Origin of the sequence: Streptomyces sp. NPDC003023 (assembly GCF_042888225.1) — a bacterium.
Lineage (GTDB): Bacteria > Actinomycetota > Actinomycetes > Streptomycetales > Streptomycetaceae > Streptomyces.
Map to the genome: position 1 here is coordinate 108,985 of NZ_JBIAPL010000009.1, position 17,292 is coordinate 126,276.

The window sequence follows — 17,292 nt, forward strand, 5'->3', positions numbered from 1 at the left end:
CCGACGCCTCTCAGGCCGCCGCCGACCCGGACGGCGGCCCGTCCCCTCGTAGGAGTGCGGCCGCGCTGTGCGCTGCCCGGGCGGCCTCCTCGGGGAGGAAGCGGCTCGGGCGGCCGTTGAAGGAGATGACGAGTTCGTCGCGGGCTCGGGTGGCCGCCACGAACACGAGCGAACGGGCTCGCTGCTCCTCCTGGCGGTGGCGGTCGGAGTTGCTCAGCCGGTACTGCTCGACGCGCTGGTGCGGGATCTGGCCCTCACTCACCGAGGTGAGGAACACCCGCTGGAACTCCAGCCCTTTGAAACGGTGCATCGTGCCGACGCGTACCGCGTCCTGGTCTCCCCGGACGCCGTCCTTGCGTAGTTCCACGGCGGGAATCCCGTACGGCTGCCGGGCCAGGGTGCGGGCGATCTGGGCCGCGGCGGTGCCGTCGGGGACGCTGATCGCCATCGCGGCGTACGGGGTGCCGTGTTGGTCGTGGCGTTCCTTGATCAGGGTGGCGACGGCCCTCATCTCGGTCTCCCAGTCCGGCGCGCTCCAGATCTGAGGGGCGAGACCGCGCAGCACGGACCGGTAGCCGTCCAGGGTGTCGGGGCCGTCATCGAGGTCGTCGAACCGCTCACCGCTGACGAGGGCTTCCGCGGCCTTCAGGATCTGCCGCGTGGTGCGGTAGTTGAGTGTGAGACGGCGGGCGGCGCGGCCGCGGGTCTCGATGCCGAGGCGGCCGAGGACGACCTGGTTGGCGTAGATGCGCTGGTGAGCGTCGCCTGCGAGGAAGATGTCGTCGGGCCCCTTGGGGACCATGGCCCGCAGCATCCGCCAGTGGGACGCGGACAGGTCCTGGGCCTCGTCGACGACGACATGCCGGTAGCGGTGGGTGAGCCACATGCCGCGGCTCGCCTCGCGGTGGACCAGATCGACACCGCCGTGTTCCGCCTTGTAGCGCGCCTGCTCCTCGGTGCGGGCCGCGTGACTCTGTTCGAGCTGTGCGGCCTTGTCGGCGACGAGGGCGTACGTCGTGCGGCGGCTGTCCGCGAGGTGCGTCCGGTAGGCATGGACAAGCCGCCAGACGTCGGCACGCTGCGGCCTGCTGATGCGGGGTCGGCCACGACGGTCGGAGACCCGCATGTACGCGGATTCCTCGCCGCAGCCGTGGGCGAGGATGACGTGTTTGAACTCGGCGTCGAGGAAGTCGGCGTCGTACTGGGTCAGTCCGGTCTCGAGCCGAACGGTGTGCCACAGGTCCATGGCCGCCGTGTCGTCCAGGGGCCGCCCGAGGTCGACGCCGGCGGCCTGTTCCACGACGTCGCGGGCCACCCGGTCGACGGACTTAATGTCGACACGGCGCAGCAGGTCGTCGCCGCCGAGTTGCCGCAGACGACCGCGGAGGTCCTGGGCCAGGTTGGTGTTGAAGGTGGTGAGGAGCACCGGGCGGTCGTGTCCGGGCGGCAGCCGGTCGACGAGGTGACGGACGCGGTGCAGGGCCACGACGGTCTTGCCGGTGCCGGGACCTCCGGTGACCTTGGCGGAGCCCTTGAAGGCGGTGGTGGCCAGGCGTCGTTGCTCGGGGTGGAGGAACAGCCGCCAGGCCTCGAAGCTCTCCCCGAGTGCGCCGACGACCGCGTCGTCGTCGGTGCTGACGTGGGAGACGGGGCGACGCGCGGCGCGGACCCAGTCGTGGGTGTCGACGACGTCCACGTCGTCGGCGCGCCACTGCCGGGTGATGTCACGGGCCACCGTGTCCGGGTCGGCCCCGCCGTGCAGGGCGAGTAGGACGTCGCGGGTGAGTTCGGGCAGGTTGCCGTCGAGAAGGGCGGCGAACTGGGTCCCGGTGGTGATGTTCCGCAGGGGCGGCAGGAGGGAGGGGGAGACGCCCAGGCCGGTGAGCACAGAGTCGGTCCAGGCCGCGAACAGAGCGGGCCGGGGTGTGGCCTCCGGTCGCCTGACCGGTTCTTCGCGCAGTGCGACCACGGTGGCGCCCGCCTCGCTCTGGTCCGTGACCTCGACGGCGCCCGAGACCTCGTTGATGCCGACGGTCAGCCGGGCGAGGGCGTCGTGCGCGTGCGTGCCCGTACGGACGGCGAGCAGGCGGAAGCGGTTCTCCTCGGTCTCCAGCAGCAGGACCATGTGCGTGGCGGCGAGTTCGGCCAGCGACAGGCGGCAGTCCGGGCCGACGGGCCGCAGCGGAGAGATGCGCAGGGCCCTGTTGGTGCGGTCGGCCCGCAGCCGGTGGACGAAGTCGCCCACTGCCTCCTTGACGCCGTGGCCGATGCGGCGGATGTCCTCGTGGGCCTGGCGTTCGACGGTGACCCGGCTCCGGTTGCTTCCTGCTCCTGCGCTCACCGGCGGTCCCCTTCCGCGAGGTTGCTGTGGTCTTCACCGCCGGCCAGCAGGGCCGCCAGTTCGTCCGGACTCCAGTCGCCGGGGGCGCGGACGTGCCATCCAGCGGCGGCGCAGCGGACCATGTACGCGTCATCGGCGGCATCCACCGCGAGGACGATGCCGATCTTCCTGTCCGGCCAGGCGAGTTCGACGGTCTGCGGCACGCCGGCGACCTCGTACCCGGCGGTGCCGGGCCGTACGTCGCCGCGGGCGGCGAGTGTGCGGGCGAGCCGGTCGACCTCCGGGTCACCGACGTACGACAGGTCTCGGAGTACGGCGTCCCAGGCAGCGCGTTCCAGATCCGTGGCGGGCTCGGAAGCGGTTGCCCCGCGGATGCCCACGTCACGGACGTTCTCGTCACGGACATCCCTGTCGTGTCCGGCCGGCTCGAGTCCCGTGCCCGGCCGGTCGTCCCGGACCGCGGTGAGCAGGCCCCTGCCGTCCGACACGGCCGCCAGGAGCCGGGCGTCGAAGGTGTCGAGCGTGGTGCGGGCGAGCAGCATCCCGTCGGCGCGCCCGGTGCCGCTCGGGTCGAGGAACTGGAGGATGTTGCCCCAGCACAGCCATGCCTTCCAGCGCCGCCGGTGCTCGGCCCGGTCGCCGTGCACGGCTTCGGGGCGATCGTCGAGCACGGCGAGCGCGCTCCACCGCACGGGCTTCGCCCGCGAGTCGGCGACCACGGTGACGGGCAGCCCCGAGGCGTCCCGGGCGGCCAGCAGATTGAGGCCCTGACCGTCGGTGGCGGGCGGGCGCTCGCCCCGTACGGCTGCCTCGATCCAGGCGACGGCGCCGGCCGGGCCGGCGGTGACCAGTTCGCTCTTGCGGTGGAGCGCGAGCAGGCCCCGGACGCACAGTCCGGCCAGGCTGCGCCAGCGGTTGAGGTCGGGAGCGCGCAGGAAGGCGAGCAGCGACGGGACGGCCCCCGCGAACAGCAGCTCGTCCACTTCGGTCGGTGACCCTCCGGCCTTCTGCCATGCGGAGCGGGCGCGGGCTCCGGGGCCGCCCTCGCTCAGGGTGTCGTACGGCGGCCAGGCGGCGTCCGCGTCGGGCCCGGCGAGGACTGGGGCCAGCTGATCCGACGGGGCGTGGTCGCGGCCGGCTTCGGACGCGAGCGCGCGGTCCCAGGCGGCGACGTCGTCCCAGGTGATCTGCCAGACAAGTATCCCGTCGGCACGCAGCCGGGCGCGCTTGGCCGTGTCGTCGGCGATCCGGTTGGTCCGGGCGGAGGCGTGCCAGCGGTAGCCGTCCAGGTAGACGGCGATCGGCGGCGGCTCGGCTCCACCCCCACCGATGTCGTCGGTACCGTCGGTGAGCGGCCGAAAGAGCAGGTCTGGCCGGGTGCGGTAGGCGTCGAGTTCCTTCTGTGCCACGAGCTCCCAGTAGATGTGCGAGCCGTCCGGCCGACGCAGCCGGATCTGTTTGCCGAAGCTCCCGGTGGGTGTGGTGGCGTGGTCGTGCGCCGCCGCGTCGCGCTGAAGGTCGAGCCAGCGGTCGAGGCAGTCGACGAAGCGTCGCTCCAGATCGCTCTCCGCCTGGTCCGCGAAGCGCATTTCGGCTCCGGCCTGCTCCCGTCGCACGTCCCAGTGGCTGTGCCCATCCACTCCGAGGAGACCGTCGAGCATCCACAATGCCTGGTCGCGGTCGATGAGCGGGTACTCGCGCTGCGGGGCGTGGCCGAGGAGGCAGCGGTGGCAGGCGCGGCGCGGCCCGCCCTTGCAAGGGCACTTCCGCAACGCCCGCTGAGCGGCGGCCAGCACGGCCCGGAACGCGGCTCCGTCGCGTTCCACGAGCCGCTGCAGATAGCCGGTGCCGCCGGGCAGCGAGTCGTACAGGACCAGGTAGTTGCGGGTGAGGCCGCTCTCTCGGTCGGGTTCGGTGGCGGGTGTGGAGCGGATGTGCGCGGGGTCGCCTCCGTAGTGCTCGGCGAGGCCGAGGTGGAGGGCGGCGGAGAAGGAGGCGAGCCGTTCGGGCACGTTGAGGGTGGCCGCGGGCAGCAGGATGCGCAGCGCCTCCGTGTGGTGCTCGGTCGCGGTGACGATCGGCCGGTCCTGGGGGCGCGCGGCCCGTGCCCGGCGGCGGGTGGTGCACCACGGCCGGTGATGGGCGAGGTCCGGCCGGCCCATCGATGACGCGCTGACTGTGTCCGGCGCGGGTGTGTGGCCCGGTTCCCGGTCGGTGGCTCCGCCGCACAGCGGGCAGAGGGTGAAACCAGTGACGGCGACCTCGGTCCCGGCGAACAGCGTGTCGTTGCGCCGCCCGTACCGGGTGCGGCCGAGGTTGAAGCGGCGGATGACGGCCCTGCGGACGTGGTCGACGCCGAAGGTGGTGTTCTTGTGGCGCCAGCTCGCCTCGATGTCGCCCGGGTCGATGTCGACGGCGGTGACGGTCGTGTAGGTGTTGGCGGTGCGGTTCTCGCTGTCGTCGATGATGCGGGCGTCGTCGCGCTTGTCCCGGGAGGTGACCTTGGTGGGCACGATCACCTGGAACGCGGCGGTGCGTCCGCCGATGCCGCGCCCGCCGCAGCGGGGGCAGGCCGAAGTGTCGGTCTCGGCGTTCTCGGTGCGTACGTGGCCGCATTCGGCGCACACACGCCAGGTACGCAGCACCGCGGGTGTGACGTCGCCGGTGCCCTCGCGGGACGTCTTCGGCCGGGGACCCAGGTCGAAGCCGTCGACGACATGCCGGTAGCCGCGTACGTAGTAGGCGTTGCCGGGCGCGAGTTCCGTGAGTGCGGACTCGGCGGGCCGGTCGTAGACGCGCGGTTCGGGGCGGCGGTACTCGGGCGCGACGCCGCCGTCCGCCGCGGCGGGGCGGCGGTCGGGCTGCCGGTGCGTGAGCATGGCCTCCAGGCGCACGCCGTCCTCGACGAGCGTGTAGTTGGGCAGCAGCCCCTGCTCGACGAGGTAGGTCTGCGCCCCGGTCCGTACGAGTTCCTGCAGTCGCCGGGAGACACCGGCGGCGTCCCGCCGCAGTGCCCGCTTCTCGCGGGCCTCGTCCTCGAGGTTGTCCTGGAGGTCGTCGGCGGCGGCGTTCATCATGGCACGGCGGTCGAGGAGCGAGGCGCGTTCGCTCTCCCATGCCCGCTCGGCGTTGCGGAGCCTTGTGGCGAGCCCGGTCTGCGCGAACTCCTCCAGTTCGGCCCGTGCCTGGTCGGTGATGCCGGAGTCGGGTACTCCCGCCACGGGTTCGAACAGGCGCAGGAACGATGCGGCGAGGTCGGTCCGGCCGGTGACGGCTTCGGCGGTGGTCCGCAGCCAGCTGCCCCTGCCGATGAGCTGGTTCGCTCGGTCCGGCAGTGGCTGCACGCCCTCCAGCAGGCCACGTGCGGCGAGGTCGAGTACATGCGCGGTGTACTGCCGGCGCAGCAGTTCGGCCGCCGACAGGAAGCAGCCCGGCGGCAGGACGGGTCCGGCGATCAGGTCGCGCGGCTCCGCCAGGTGGTACAGGGCACGCGGGCTGGTGTCGGCCAGCGACACGGTGAACGCGTTGCCGGTGTGCCGGCCCGCCCGCCCGGCGCGCTGTACGTACCCGGCGGTCGAAGGCGGCAGGGAGGCCAGAATGACGGCCTCCAACTGGCCGATGTCGATGCCGAGTTCAAGGGTCGGAGTGCAGGACAGCACATTGGGGTCGGTGCGCACCCCGCGCCGGAAGCCCTTCTCGACGGCTTCCCGTTCCTTGCGCTTCAGGGCACCGGTGTGTTCGGCGGCGATGACGCTGAAGGGGCCGGTCGTCGTGTACAGCCGCCGGTAGTAGTCATGGCGGTAGTCGCGTCCGGCCCGGCCTTCGGCGGCGGCCGACGGCACGGTGAGCGCGCCCTTGCACTGCTTGACGGGGCAGCACATGCCCTGCCACACCGGCACCCGCCGCGGCGGCACGGTCTGTGTCCACCCGCACTCGGGGCAGGTGAGCGCGGCGGTGGCGGTCTGTTCGGCGGTGAGCGGCAGGACCCGGACGTGTCCGGGCGTCAGCCCGTAGACGCCGTGCTCGTCGTTCCTGCCATGCGGGCCGTTGTTGCCGGCCGCTGCGCCGGAGAGCGGCCGGCGGGCCAGTGCGCCGACTTCGGGGTCGGCGAGACGCGGCAACAGCGCCCCGAGGTACGCCATGGCGTCACCGCGGTCGAGGCCGAGGCAGCGCATGGTGTAGTCGGTGAACCAGCTTTCGCGGGTTGCGGCCCGTTCGAAGTCGGTGCGTCCCGTCTGCCCGCCGGACAGCACGAAGGCCGGTGTCTCGGAGCGCGGGCCGAAGGCGGGCATGCCCGGGGGCCTGGCGTAGGAGAGGGTGCGCCGGTTGCGGCCTTCGTCCGCGATGTAGTCGTCGAGCCAGGTGTGGTGGATGCCGCCAGCACGCCGAATGTGTTCGAGCAGGCCGCGTACGTACCCCTCGAAGTGGCGGAGCAGAGCCGGTCCTTCCGGCGGGAGCACCACCGGCAGGGCCGCGTCCGCCGCCCCGCCGTTCCCGTCACAGTCACCGTCGGCGCCGCCCGCTGCGACAGGCTGGAGCGGCAGTTGCCGGTCCAGCATCCCGTACAGCGACTTCGCGGCCTTGGCCGCCGCCCGCGCATCCGGCAGGTGAACTTCGGCCGCGACGGTACGGGTGAGCTCCAGGGTGCGGCCGAGCCGCGAGGCGAGGCCGAACTCGAGCAGCGTGTTGAACGCGAGCCGCTCGCCGACGAGCTCCCAGGTTCCCTTGGCGACGCGTTTCCTGCCGTCCAGCAGGCCCTTGACCCGGTCGATGTCGTGCAGGTCCGGCGGGACGACGGAGACCAGCACCTCCTCCTCGTCGGTGCGGGCGACCAGGGACGAGATCAGTTCGTTGAGCGGTGTCCCGTCCTCGGCCGCCGCCGGGTCCTCCTGGACACGCCGGACGAGCTCCTCGTGGATGAGGGCGCGCAGGGCGAACTTCCAAGACCGGCTGGCGACGAAGCCGGCACGGTGGGCGGCGTCCTGCACGGAGTCGTTGAAGATCAGCGTCTTGCGCCGGTCGTCGCCCTGCTCGTCCCGCGCGGGCAGTTCCCCGCCGGTGAACAGCTGCGTGACCGCGACGGAGGCGAGCGGTGCGACACCGGCGCCCAGGAAGCGGATGCCCTGCTTCTCACCGCAGGCGGGGCAGCGGTCCTGGCGCGAGTAGTCCTCCTGCTCGGTGTTGTCGAACCACGCGAGCACGTAGACGCCGTTCTCGGGTGCATCGGCGATCTTCCCGTCGCCGAGAAGGACTTCGTCCGGCTCGAGCGGCCGCAGGTTCCGGCCGCCTTCGTCGAGGACGAGCACGGTGGCGTCGTGGTGTGCGCCGCGCCGGGCACGCCGGGTGCGCTGGTCGCGGATCGCACGGGCCTGTTCGGCGGCGCGGGCGGGCGTCGCGGCGATCAGTGCACGGACGCGCCCCTTCACCGGGCCGCCCGCGGCGCTGCGCCGCCAGATCTCCTCGGGCACGTGCTCCAGGACGGCGGGGTTGCGCTGGGGGCAGACAGCGGCCCAGCCGGAACGCCCGCAGTGCCGGCAGTACACCGCGGGCAGCCGGCCCGAGCGCCGCGCCTGAAGGCGGCGTTCGGTCTGCGCGGCGTGCACCACGGCGGCGGGCACGCCGGCCGGAGCCGCGCCCTTGCCCGCCGTCGCCGCGGCCGGATCGCCCGCCGTCACCGCGGCCTGGTCTGCGTCGGACCAGGAGAACACCGGCTGCGGGGCGACGTACCGCAGGACGCGGGACAGTGACCGCAGCCAAAGATGGGTCTCGACGAGCAGCAACGGTCGTTCCGTACCCGCCGGGGCGTCGGGATGCCGGGCCTCGGAGATCAGGGCGACGAAGCGGGCCAGCGCGGCGGCGGCCTTCTCGGGCTCCCGTACGAGGACGGTCCGCCAGGGCGAGGTGGCGTCGAACTCGGTCAGGGCCTCGGTGGTCGTCCGGGGCGTGACCCAGTCCGACTTCAGCAGCCCGTGGGTCAGGGGGTGACGGAGGAGCCGCCTGCCCAGTTCCTGCCGGTCACGGGTGTCACAGCCGACCACGGCGCGTGCGACGGCGTCGAGCCCGTCCGGCGTACGGGAGGGGTCGGGCAGGCCGGCGAGCTCGTCCGGTGTGGGGACGTCCAGGGTCACGTCGAGCGGTGCGAGGAAGTCCTCGGTGTCCTGCTGCTGTTCGCCGATGACGGCGTCGTCGGCGAACCGGACACCGAACACCCGGGACGCCACGTCCAGCATGGCCCTCGGTGACGCCGCCCCGGGGCCGCCGCCGCTCGTGTCCCCGCCGCCGCTCGCGTCCGCGGTGTCGTGCCCGGCGGAGCCGAGGGTCGCGGAGGTGGCCACCGGGCAGATCGCTCCGAGCGGCCGCCCTTCCCGTGCAGCACCCACGACGTGCGCGAGCCGCCGCAGCAGCATGGCGACATCGGTTCCCTGAGCCCCGTCGTAGGTGTGGAACTCGTCGATCACGATGTACGCGAGGTCCGCGTCCCGCCACAGCGACGCGTCCTGCTGCCTCTGGAGCAGAAGGTCGAGCATCTTGTAGTTGGTGATCAGGATGTCCGGCGGGTTCCTGCGGATCTCGGCCCGGTCGACCATGACCCGGCCGTACGGCGATGCGCCGCGGGAGGCGCTCGCCTCTCCGATGTACAGCCCGGCGGTCACACCGGCGTCGTGCAGCCGCCGGTCCTCCAGCAGTCCGCCGAGCCGGCCCGCCTGGTCGCCGGCGAGGGCGTTCATCGGGTAGAGCAGGACGGCCTTGACGCCGTGACGCCCCTGTTCCTTGGCACGGCGGCAGTGGTCGAGGACCGGCATCAGAAACGACTCGGTCTTGCCGGATCCGGTGCCGGTGGTCACCAGCGTCGGCTGCGGCTCGTGGCCGTCCTTGGTGGTGAGCCTGGCGAACGCCTCCGCCTGGTGCGCGTACGGCCACGGCCCGGACCACCAGTCCAGGTGCCGCTGCCAGCCGTCCTCCGCGGGCCGGAACGGCCGCCGGAGCCGCAGGTACGGCCCGCGGAACAGGCCGTCGACCGGGTCGGTCAGGAAGTCGGTCAGCGACTCCTGGGTGTCCGGCTCGGCCAGGGCGAACGTCGTCGTCAGATACTCAACCGTGGTCTCACGCAGCGCCTGCGCGGCGAGTGTGGGTCTCATGACGCCCGTCGGCCCCCGTCCCGTGTGGCTGTCCCGTTCACGTCCCCCGGACCCACCGGGAGCACGCCTACGGGCCCGTCACCAGGGGATCGGGCTCCACTCTACGAGGATCATGCGGGCCACGGCCGAAAACCGTTCATGTCAGGCCATCACGGGGGCAGCCCGCTGTCTGCCGGGGCCGTACGTTTCCGTCGCGTCAGCGAGGCCCTCCGCGTCTCGAACGCCCCGGTCCGGCACTGCCGGGAGTCCCGAGCCGTCATCGGGCCGGGACCGCCCGGGGTGCGACGCGAGCTGTTGCCGTGGGGCGGTGCAATTCGTCGAGGACGGTGTGTGTGCGCCGGGTGCACTGGGCCCAGACCGTCTTGCCGGGGCCGTCGGTGCGGGGGCGCCAGCCACAGTCGTCCGCGAGCTGCGAGACGAGCAGCAGCCCGCGCCCGGACTCTTCGGCTTCCGCCGCGTCGGCGGGGGCGAGGGCGGGCGGCTTCTCGCCCCGGGTGTCCGTCACCTCCACCCGTACAGTGGCCGCGCCGGCCCCGGCGCCGGCGGTCAGCCGCAGCAGCAGCCGGAAGTCCCGGCCGGGTACGCGGCCGTGCCGGGCGGCGTTGGCGCACAGCTCGGCGACGACGAGCGTGAGCGTGTCGTGAGGTTCGGAGTCGTACGGCAGCCCCCAGGCGTCCAGCAGATGCTCGGCCATGCGCCGCGCGAGCCGGGCGCCGCGCGGGGTGGAGGTGAAGCGCATGGTGAAGGTCAGGGGGTCGTCGCTCTCGGAGGCCGTCGCGGGGTGGCTGTCCGCACTGCGGACCGAACGGGATTCATCGATCACGCCTCCTACCGTGCCCCCAACGGCACCCCGCTGACCAGGCACGACGCGGCGACGCCCGGCTCTGTACGCATCCGCCGGCGCGCGGTACGCGCCGCTGAGTGGCAAAGCGGTCACGCCACAGCGGGCGACGCACCGGCACCGTACCGGGCGCGACTGCCGATAGATTGGGGACCATGTCACGCAGGGTTCGGCGCATCACCGTCAGCGGCTACAAGTCGATCAGGGACGTCACGCTGGACCTGGGCCCGGTCACGGTACTCGTCGGACCCAACGGCGCGGGCAAGAGCAACTTCATCGAGGCCGTGGAGCTCCTCGGTCGCATCGCCGATGGTGAGCTCGGCCTCGAGGTCGGCCTGCGCGGCGGAGCCGTGGCAATCCTGCACGATGTGGCCAAGGGCGCGGCGACGCTCGAGTTGCGGATGGAGGCGGGCGACGACCGTTTCACCAACGTCTACGAGGCCGGGCTGATCCCCTCGCACCGTGGCGAGCTGGTGTTCGCGCGCGAGGTGCTGGAGTTCCACGACGCCGCCCGGCACGAGCAGCCGATGAGGCGGGAACTCGGGCAGGGCCACCGCGAGTCGCGGCTTGCCGAGACCGTGGCCGAGACACCGCACGGCGGCGTGGCCCGCCACACGCTGGAAATGCTGCGGGGCTGCCGCGTCTACCACTTCCACGACACCACCCCGGGTGCCCCCGTGAAGCAGCCCGGTTACGTCTCCGACACGGAGGCCCTGCATCCCGATGCCCGCAACCTCGCGGCCTTCCTGCTGCGCCTGGAGGCTGAGCATCCGGCCGAGTACCGGAGCATCGTGCGCACGGTTCGTTCCGTCGCTCCCTTCTTCCGGGACTTCGTCCTGACCGAGGACGCCTCGAAGCGGGTGCTCCTGCGCTGGACGCAGTCGGGGGACGACACCGTCTACCCCGCCGACGCTCTTTCCGACGGCACGCTGCGCTTCATCTGTCTGGCCACGCTGCTGCTCCAGCCGTTCCCGCCGGCGCTGCTCGTCCTTGATGAACCGGAGCTGGGACTGCATCCCTTCGCGCTCACGGTCCTGGCGGAGCTGTTCCGCTCGGCCGCCCGTCGCAGCCAGGTCCTCGCGGCCACGCAGTCCGTCACCCTTCTCGACCAGTTCCGGCTCGACGAACTCGTCGTCGCCGACCGGGTGGACGGGGCGACCCGCCTGAGCCGACCGGAACCGGAGGCCCTGGCCGCCTGGCTCGACGACTACTCGCTCGGCGATCTGTGGCTCAAGAACCTGCTGGGCGGACGCCCGCAGCCGGAACGGAACCAGTGAGGTCCGGGAACAAATGCGACAGGTGCATGTTCTCGTCGAGGGTGCCACGGAAGAACGTCTGGTCGGACAGGTCCTCCAGCCGGAGCTGAGCCGGCGGGGCATCTGGCTCACCCCCGTAGCGCTCAAGACCCGCCGGGCAGCGGGGCGGCCCCACGACAGGGGCGGGGTCAGCCGATGGCCGAAGATCGCCCATGACGTCACGGCGTTGCTGCGCAACTCCTTCGTCGACACGGTGACGACCATGCTCGACCTCTACGGCCTGCCCTCCGACACGCCCGGCCTGGCGGACGCTCCGACCGGGGATCCGTATGCCCGTGTCCGCCACGTCGAGGACTCAATGGCCCGGACCGTCGACGACCACCGGTTCCTGCCCTTCCTTGCGCTGCACGAGACGGAGGCGTGGGTGCTGGCAGCAGCGAAAGAACTCTCCGAACTGGTCACCGCACCTCGGTTGGCCGCCGAACTCACAGCTCAGGTGACTTCGGCCGGTGGCCCCGAATTCGTCAACGACGGCCCCGACACAGCTCCGTCGAAGCGGATCCTGAAGGCCTACCCGGGCTACCGCAAGGTCGTGGACGGCCCGGACGCGATCGAACTGCTGGGCCTCGACGCCCTGCGGGCCGCCTGCCCACATCTTGACGGCTGGCTGAAGCAGCTGGAGGACGGGGCGCCGGCCTGAAGCCGCGTCCCGTTGTCGGCGGGACCACGGCCGTCCGACGTCAGGCGCCGGCAACGGCCGCTGCCCTCATGCCCCACTGGCGTCCATCCGGTAAACGATCTTTCCGTCGAACTCGGCGAAACCGAGAGACTTGTAAAAGGCGCGCGCGGACGGGTTGTCGCGGTCCGTCATCCACTCGACCCGGCTGCACCCCGGGCGAGCGGCAGCAAGCGCCCGCAGCTCGGTCATGAGCCGGGCTCCTACGCCCTGGCGGCGCAGCGAGTCACGGACGTACAGCTCTTTCAGGAACAGGGAGTGCGTGGACCCGGCCGCCGGCCAGAGAAACGAGTACGCGGCGAGACCGGCAAGTTCACCTGTCTCGTCCTCGACCAGGAGGGCGGATGCAAGCGGCGGTGAGCCGAAGAGCGCCTGCTCCACCTGGGAGCAGCGTTCTTCGAGCGGCTGGATGTCGGCCGCACCGTAGAACCGCTCGATCTCCCCGATCAGTTCGGCCACGGCCGCAATGTCCTGCGCATCGGCGGGACGGATCGTCACGGTCACCATGTTCTCCTGTCACTCTTCGTTGGACTCGCTCGCCCCGACGCAGGGACCGGTCATGACGGCACGTTTCCCGGCGCGGCGGAGTTCGACGGCGCCTCGAGGTCCCAGCCGTGGTTCCGCAGTGACTGCTGGACGTGCCGGATGAGGTACTCCAGGTCCGCGCAGTAGACGGACGGGTTGCGGTAGCCGGTGGCACTGCTGAAGCGGTGCGGCAGATAGCCGCCTCCGCAGACCTCGACCAGATCGCAGCGCCGACACTGTTCGGCGAGCGCGGCCTTCCCCTGCTTCCGATGCTGGAGTTTCGGGTGCCGGAGGACTTCGTCGAAGGTCCGCGTGAAGACTCCGGCCCCGAGCCACGAGGCGCCCTCCTCGACGGATCGAAGCGTGTCCACACCTTCGATGGTGCCGTCCGATTCGATCACGATGCTCGTGGGCGGGGCGAGACCGATCGTCTCCACTGACCCGCGCACGCCCGAGGTCAGAGCCACGATGTCTTCCAGCACGCGCACGCTGTGCCGGTGTTCGGGGCGGCCGATCCATGTGTCGTAGACCCGGCTGAGCCATATTCCGTATTCGGGAGTCGTGGGGTTGTGACGCGGAGGTGGGACGTCGTGTGTGCCGTGCGGCAGGCCGAAGTCGATGACCGGTGGCTCGAACGACGCGAGGTGGTCATGGACCTCGCCGGGGTCGTTGGCGAGGTCCACCACCGCCAGCAGCCCTGCGAACAGGTGCGGCCGGGAGCGGAGAAGGTGGATGCCGCGCAGGGCCGACTCCGAGCTCGAGCGACCGGAACGGGTCAGGCGGTGCCGGTCGTTGGCTGCCGGCGGCCCGTCGAGGCTGACGCCGACGGTCACCCGGTACTGCTCGAAGAGGTCCAGCCACGTTTCGTTGAGGAGCGTTCCGTTGGTCTGCAACTCGAAGCGGATCTCCGTGCCGGCCGGAATTCCTTCGCGGACAGCGTCGAGCAGGCCTGCCAGGTGCCGTGGACCGGCGAGCAGCGGCTCGCCGCCGTGCAGGACGACATGCACGGCACTCAGCTCGTGCACGGCGGTGTGTTCGCCGATGCGCCGCCCGGCCGCCCGCGCCACTGCCGTGGTCATCCGGGCAGGCAACCGGCGCCACGCCTGGTCTGCGGAGTTGAAGACGTAGCAGTAGTCGCAGTCGATGTTGCAGCGGTTCGCGACTTTGAGAATGAATGTCCGAAAAGGAGCGGCGTCATGCAGGACTGGGTCCTTGTGTGCCGTCATCGGGCGGCAGTGCTCAAAGAGGCCACGTCCGGATCAGCGAGGCCGCGTGTCCGCCTTCGCCGGTACGGGTGACCGCGGACCGCTCGGCTGCGAGACGCTGCCGGACACGCTCGGCCACGTGATCCAGAACGGCTGAGCTTCTGGCACCGCCGTCACAGCGGTCGGGGATCGCCGTGGCGTGGTGGTCGGGGGCGGACGCGCGTGTCGGCATACAGCACTCCTCAGGGGGCGGCCGGACGGCAGTCGAGAACGATGGCCCAACCGGCAAGGTAGCAGCCGCTTCGCTTGCCGACGCACCAATAATCCGGCCATACCCGCGCGTCAACTCGTCCCGGCCGCCAGCAGCCTCTCGACGGCTTTAGCCGCCCTGGTAGCGCCCAGCCGGCGGTATAGGGCGAGCGCCTCGGAGAGTGCGGGGGGGCCGAGTTCCTGGCCGGCAACCGTCCCGTCGCAACGCCCGATGCCTTCCAGCGCTCGCGCTTCTTCGAGTGGGCAACCGATGTCGCGTGCGATGCGCAGGGCATGTCCGAAGCGGCCGCGTGCGGCGGTCAGGTCTCCACCATGGAGCGACAGCATGCCCCAGTGGTTCAGAATCTCCGCCTCGCCGGAGCGGTCGCCCAGCTCCCGCACGATCTCCAGACTCTGGCGGTACGCCTCCACAGCGCGGTCCCGTTCGCCGGTCAAATCGAGCACCACACCCAGTTCACCGAGCGCGGCGGCTTCACCACCACGACTGCCGAGGTCGCGGTAGGAGCTCAGGGCATCCTCCAACAACCGGGCGGCTCCGGGCAGGTCGCTCTCCGACCGGGCCAGTACGCCGAGGTGGCGGACGCTGTTGGCCCGGCCGAACCGTTCGCCGAGCTCGGTGTAGTGCTCCAGCGCCCGCGTGTGTACGTCGCGTGCGCCTGCGGGATCACCGGTCAGCCGCTTCACCACTCCGAGCTCGTTGAGGGCGTACGCCTGATGGACCCGGTCGTCGAGCGTGCGGTATATGTCGAACGCGGCACTGTGCCTCTGCTCCGCCGAGGCGTACTCGCCCATGAGGCAGTGCACGATGCCGAGGTCGCGGAGCGAGTTCGCCTCGCCGTACCGGTCCCCCAGTTCCCGGTAGATCGTCAACGCTTCGCTCTGTGCCTCCACCGCTGCCGTGAATCGGCTGGTCTGCCTGCGGATCATTCCGAGATCGGCGAGGGCGTTCGCCTGGCCGAGACGGTCGCCGATGTCCTGGTAGAGCGCGAGAGCCTCGGTCTGGGCACGAGCCGCCGTGGCGTTGTCGGAGATCATGTAGGAGACGATGCCGGCCTGGTTCAGCGCGTCGGCCTGGCCCTTCCTGTCCCCGACCGCCTCGTACTCCGCCACGGCCTCATCGAGCGCCGCCAGCGCCTCCGGATACGCCGCCGTGAAGCGCCGTACGACTCCGAGTTCGGCAAGCGCCCCGGCCAGCGCCCGACGGTCGCTGGTCCGCCTGGCCGCCTCGACGGCCGTCCGGTGAAGCCCGACGGCTTGGTCCCACGGTCCGGCCTGGCGCAGGAACGGCCCCATTGCCGCCGCCATGCGAATGACCAGTTGGTGCAGCGCGAGGCCGTTCGCCTGCCGGATGCAGGCCAGGACGTTGGCGCGCTCGTCCTCGAGCCAGGACAGGGCCGCCGCCCGCGAGTCAAGGAGGGGAGTCTCCACGACGGCAGCGGAGTCCGGTGCGCCCGGTGACGCGGCGCCGCTGCGGACGAGGTACCGGTTCGCGCCGGCGATGACGGCCAGGTAGTAGGTACACAGCCGTTGTACGGCCTGAACGTGTGCCATGTTGTCCTCCTCGTCGCCGAGACCGCGGGCGTAGTCGCGCAAGAGGTCGTGCAGCCGGTAGCGGTTTCCGGGGTGTTCGTCGATCAGGTGCGCGTCGTAGAGCACGTCGAGCCGCTCCCGGGCCACCGCCACCGGGACAGACCCGAGCACCGCCCCGGTGTAGGCGTCGAGCTCGGTACCAGGGTAGAAGCCGAGGCGCCGGAAGAAGCGCTGACGGTCCGGCTCCAGGTCGCGATAGGACAGTTCGAACGTCGCCGCGACGGCCCGCTCGCCCGCCCGGAGCTCCCCCAGCCGGTCCCGCGCCGCGAGCAACCGCCGGCGCAGATCGTCGGCGGTCCACGACGGGTGGTGGCGCAGGCGCGCGGCGAGCAGCGACACGCCCAGGGGGAGGAACCCGCACAGCTCGGCGAGATCCTCGAGCACCGTGCGGTCCAGCGAACCGGCGCGTCGCCCGCTGAGTCGTGCGAACAGGTCGACCGCGTGCTCCGGCGGCAACGCCCCGACCGGCACGACCACTTCCTCGTACGCCGCCAGCCGGTTCCGGCTGGTCACCAGCACCAGGCATTCGCCGCCACCGGGGAGCAGCGGCTCCAGCTGGCGGTAGCTGACCGCGTTGTCGAGGATGAGCAGCGCCTTCTTGCCGGCGAGACTGCTGCGCCACATGACCGCCCGGGCCTCGACGACCGCGCTCGCGTCGTCACCGACGGGAATCCGCTGCGCCGGTACTCCCGTCGCCGCAAGCAGCGAGGCGAGCGCTTCGGTGGCCTGAACGGGGGTGCGGCCGGTGGTGTGCCCGTTGAGGTTCACGAAGAGCTGCCCGTCCGGGAAGCGGTCGGACAGCACATGCCCCACGTGGACGGCGAAGGTCGTCTTGCCGACCCCCGGCATGCCGTCGATCACATGCACGGGCAGCGCCGCACCGCTCTCCTGCGACTCCTGCACCGACCGTACGAGGGCCTCCAACTCGGCCCGCCGATCGGTGAACGCGGAGGTGTCCCGTGGTAACGAACGCAGCACGAGCGCCGCCCCCGGCGGCTCGACCCCGTCCACTCCATGGGGCTGTGGCTCGTTGGGCGGCGCGGGCTGCGGCGTACGGCTGTCCGCGAGCGCGGCCAGGACGACCGACAGTCCGACCATGGCCGCACCGAGTGCGGCGAAGGAGAACCACGCGTTCTCCTGCAACCATCCGAGCCATCCGGGCCACCGCGAGTCGGACACCGCGTTGGTGACGAGACCCACCAGCATCGTGGTCACCGCCCCACCGGCGGCCACGACGGCGATCAGAGCCCCTCGCCGCAGCCTCATCCGACGGCCGCCCGTCGGCCCGCGTACGTACCCGGCGCAGTTGTGATCACGTCATCCCCCGAACTCGTCGCACCTCGACCGTCCAAGCCGATCAGCCCCTGCGGCGGCTGGTCAAGCCGAATC

9 protein-coding genes are annotated in these 17,292 nt (G+C 71.6%); 2 read left to right on the top strand and 7 right to left on the bottom strand.

Annotated elements, in window-relative coordinates; translation table 11 throughout:
* Positions 1-10: 10 nt before the first annotated feature.
* The 3 genes from ACFYV1_RS26500 to ACFYV1_RS26510 all read right to left on the bottom strand — a co-directional run bounded on the left by ACFYV1_RS26500 (position 11) and on the right by ACFYV1_RS26510 (position 10,303).
* A complete protein-coding gene (locus tag ACFYV1_RS26500; protein ID WP_389398092.1) occupies positions 11-2,341 on the bottom strand; it encodes a 3'-5' exonuclease in 2,331 nt (776 codons plus the stop codon).
* On the bottom strand, positions 2,338-9,480 hold the full coding sequence (locus tag ACFYV1_RS26505) for a DEAD/DEAH box helicase (RefSeq protein WP_389398093.1): 7,143 nt from the start codon (positions 9,478-9,480) through the stop codon (positions 2,338-2,340). The genes ACFYV1_RS26500 and ACFYV1_RS26505 overlap by 4 nt, the downstream gene beginning before the upstream one ends.
* A gap of 256 nt (positions 9,481-9,736) precedes the next feature.
* A complete protein-coding gene (locus ACFYV1_RS26510; protein WP_389398094.1) occupies positions 9,737-10,303 on the bottom strand; it encodes an ATP-binding protein in 567 nt (188 codons plus the stop codon).
* A 173-nt stretch (positions 10,304-10,476) separates the two neighbouring features.
* On the opposite strand from ACFYV1_RS26510, the gene ACFYV1_RS26515 reads away from it, so the two are divergent.
* Positions 10,477-11,598 carry an AAA family ATPase gene (locus ACFYV1_RS26515; protein WP_389398095.1) on the top strand — a complete coding sequence of 374 codons (1,122 nt, stop codon included), beginning with the start codon at positions 10,477-10,479 and terminating at the stop codon, positions 11,596-11,598.
* A 13-nt stretch (positions 11,599-11,611) separates the two neighbouring features.
* Positions 11,612-12,277, top strand: coding sequence for a DUF4276 family protein (locus tag ACFYV1_RS26520; protein ID WP_389398096.1), 666 nt, complete (start codon positions 11,612-11,614; stop codon positions 12,275-12,277).
* A 66-nt stretch (positions 12,278-12,343) separates the two neighbouring features.
* Here ACFYV1_RS26520 and haaN read toward each other — a convergent pair whose 3' ends face one another.
* The 4 genes from haaN to haaT all read right to left on the bottom strand — a co-directional run bounded on the left by haaN (position 12,344) and on the right by haaT (position 17,169).
* On the bottom strand, positions 12,344-12,817 hold the full coding sequence (gene haaN, locus ACFYV1_RS26525) for a cyclophane-containing RiPP N-acetyltransferase HaaN (RefSeq protein WP_389398237.1): 474 nt from the start codon (positions 12,815-12,817) through the stop codon (positions 12,344-12,346).
* 53 nt (positions 12,818-12,870) lie between these two features.
* Positions 12,871-14,064 (bottom strand): FxsB family cyclophane-forming radical SAM/SPASM peptide maturase, encoded by a 1,194-nt coding sequence (locus ACFYV1_RS26530; protein ID WP_389398097.1) that lies wholly within the window; start codon positions 14,062-14,064, stop codon positions 12,871-12,873.
* A 13-nt stretch (positions 14,065-14,077) separates the two neighbouring features.
* Positions 14,078-14,275, bottom strand: coding sequence for a HaaA family cyclophane-containing RiPP peptide (gene haaA / locus ACFYV1_RS26535; protein ID WP_389398098.1), 198 nt, complete (start codon positions 14,273-14,275; stop codon positions 14,078-14,080).
* A 110-nt stretch (positions 14,276-14,385) separates the two neighbouring features.
* Positions 14,386-17,169 carry a cyclophane-containing RiPP biosynthesis TPR protein HaaT gene (gene haaT, locus ACFYV1_RS26540; protein ID WP_389398099.1) on the bottom strand — a complete coding sequence of 928 codons (2,784 nt, stop codon included), beginning with the start codon at positions 17,167-17,169 and terminating at the stop codon, positions 14,386-14,388.
* Positions 17,170-17,292 lie beyond the last annotated feature (123 nt).

Bases quoted from the DNA above. Each gene is read 5' to 3' on its own strand.
- ACFYV1_RS26520 (WP_389398096.1), top strand. From the start codon at position 11,612: ATGCGACAGGTGCATGTTCTCGTCGAGGGTGCCACGGAAGAACGTCTG.
- ACFYV1_RS26515 (WP_389398095.1), top strand. From the start codon at position 10,477: ATGTCACGCAGGGTTCGGCGCATCACCGTCAGCGGCTACAAGTCGATC.
- ACFYV1_RS26530 (WP_389398097.1), bottom strand. From the start codon at position 14,064: ATGACGGCACACAAGGACCCAGTCCTGCATGACGCCGCTCCTTTTCGG.
- ACFYV1_RS26505 (WP_389398093.1), bottom strand. From the start codon at position 9,480: ATGAGACCCACACTCGCCGCGCAGGCGCTGCGTGAGACCACGGTTGAG.
- haaT (WP_389398099.1), bottom strand. From the start codon at position 17,169: ATGAGGCTGCGGCGAGGGGCTCTGATCGCCGTCGTGGCCGCCGGTGGG.
- haaA (WP_389398098.1), bottom strand. From the start codon at position 14,275: ATGCCGACACGCGCGTCCGCCCCCGACCACCACGCCACGGCGATCCCC.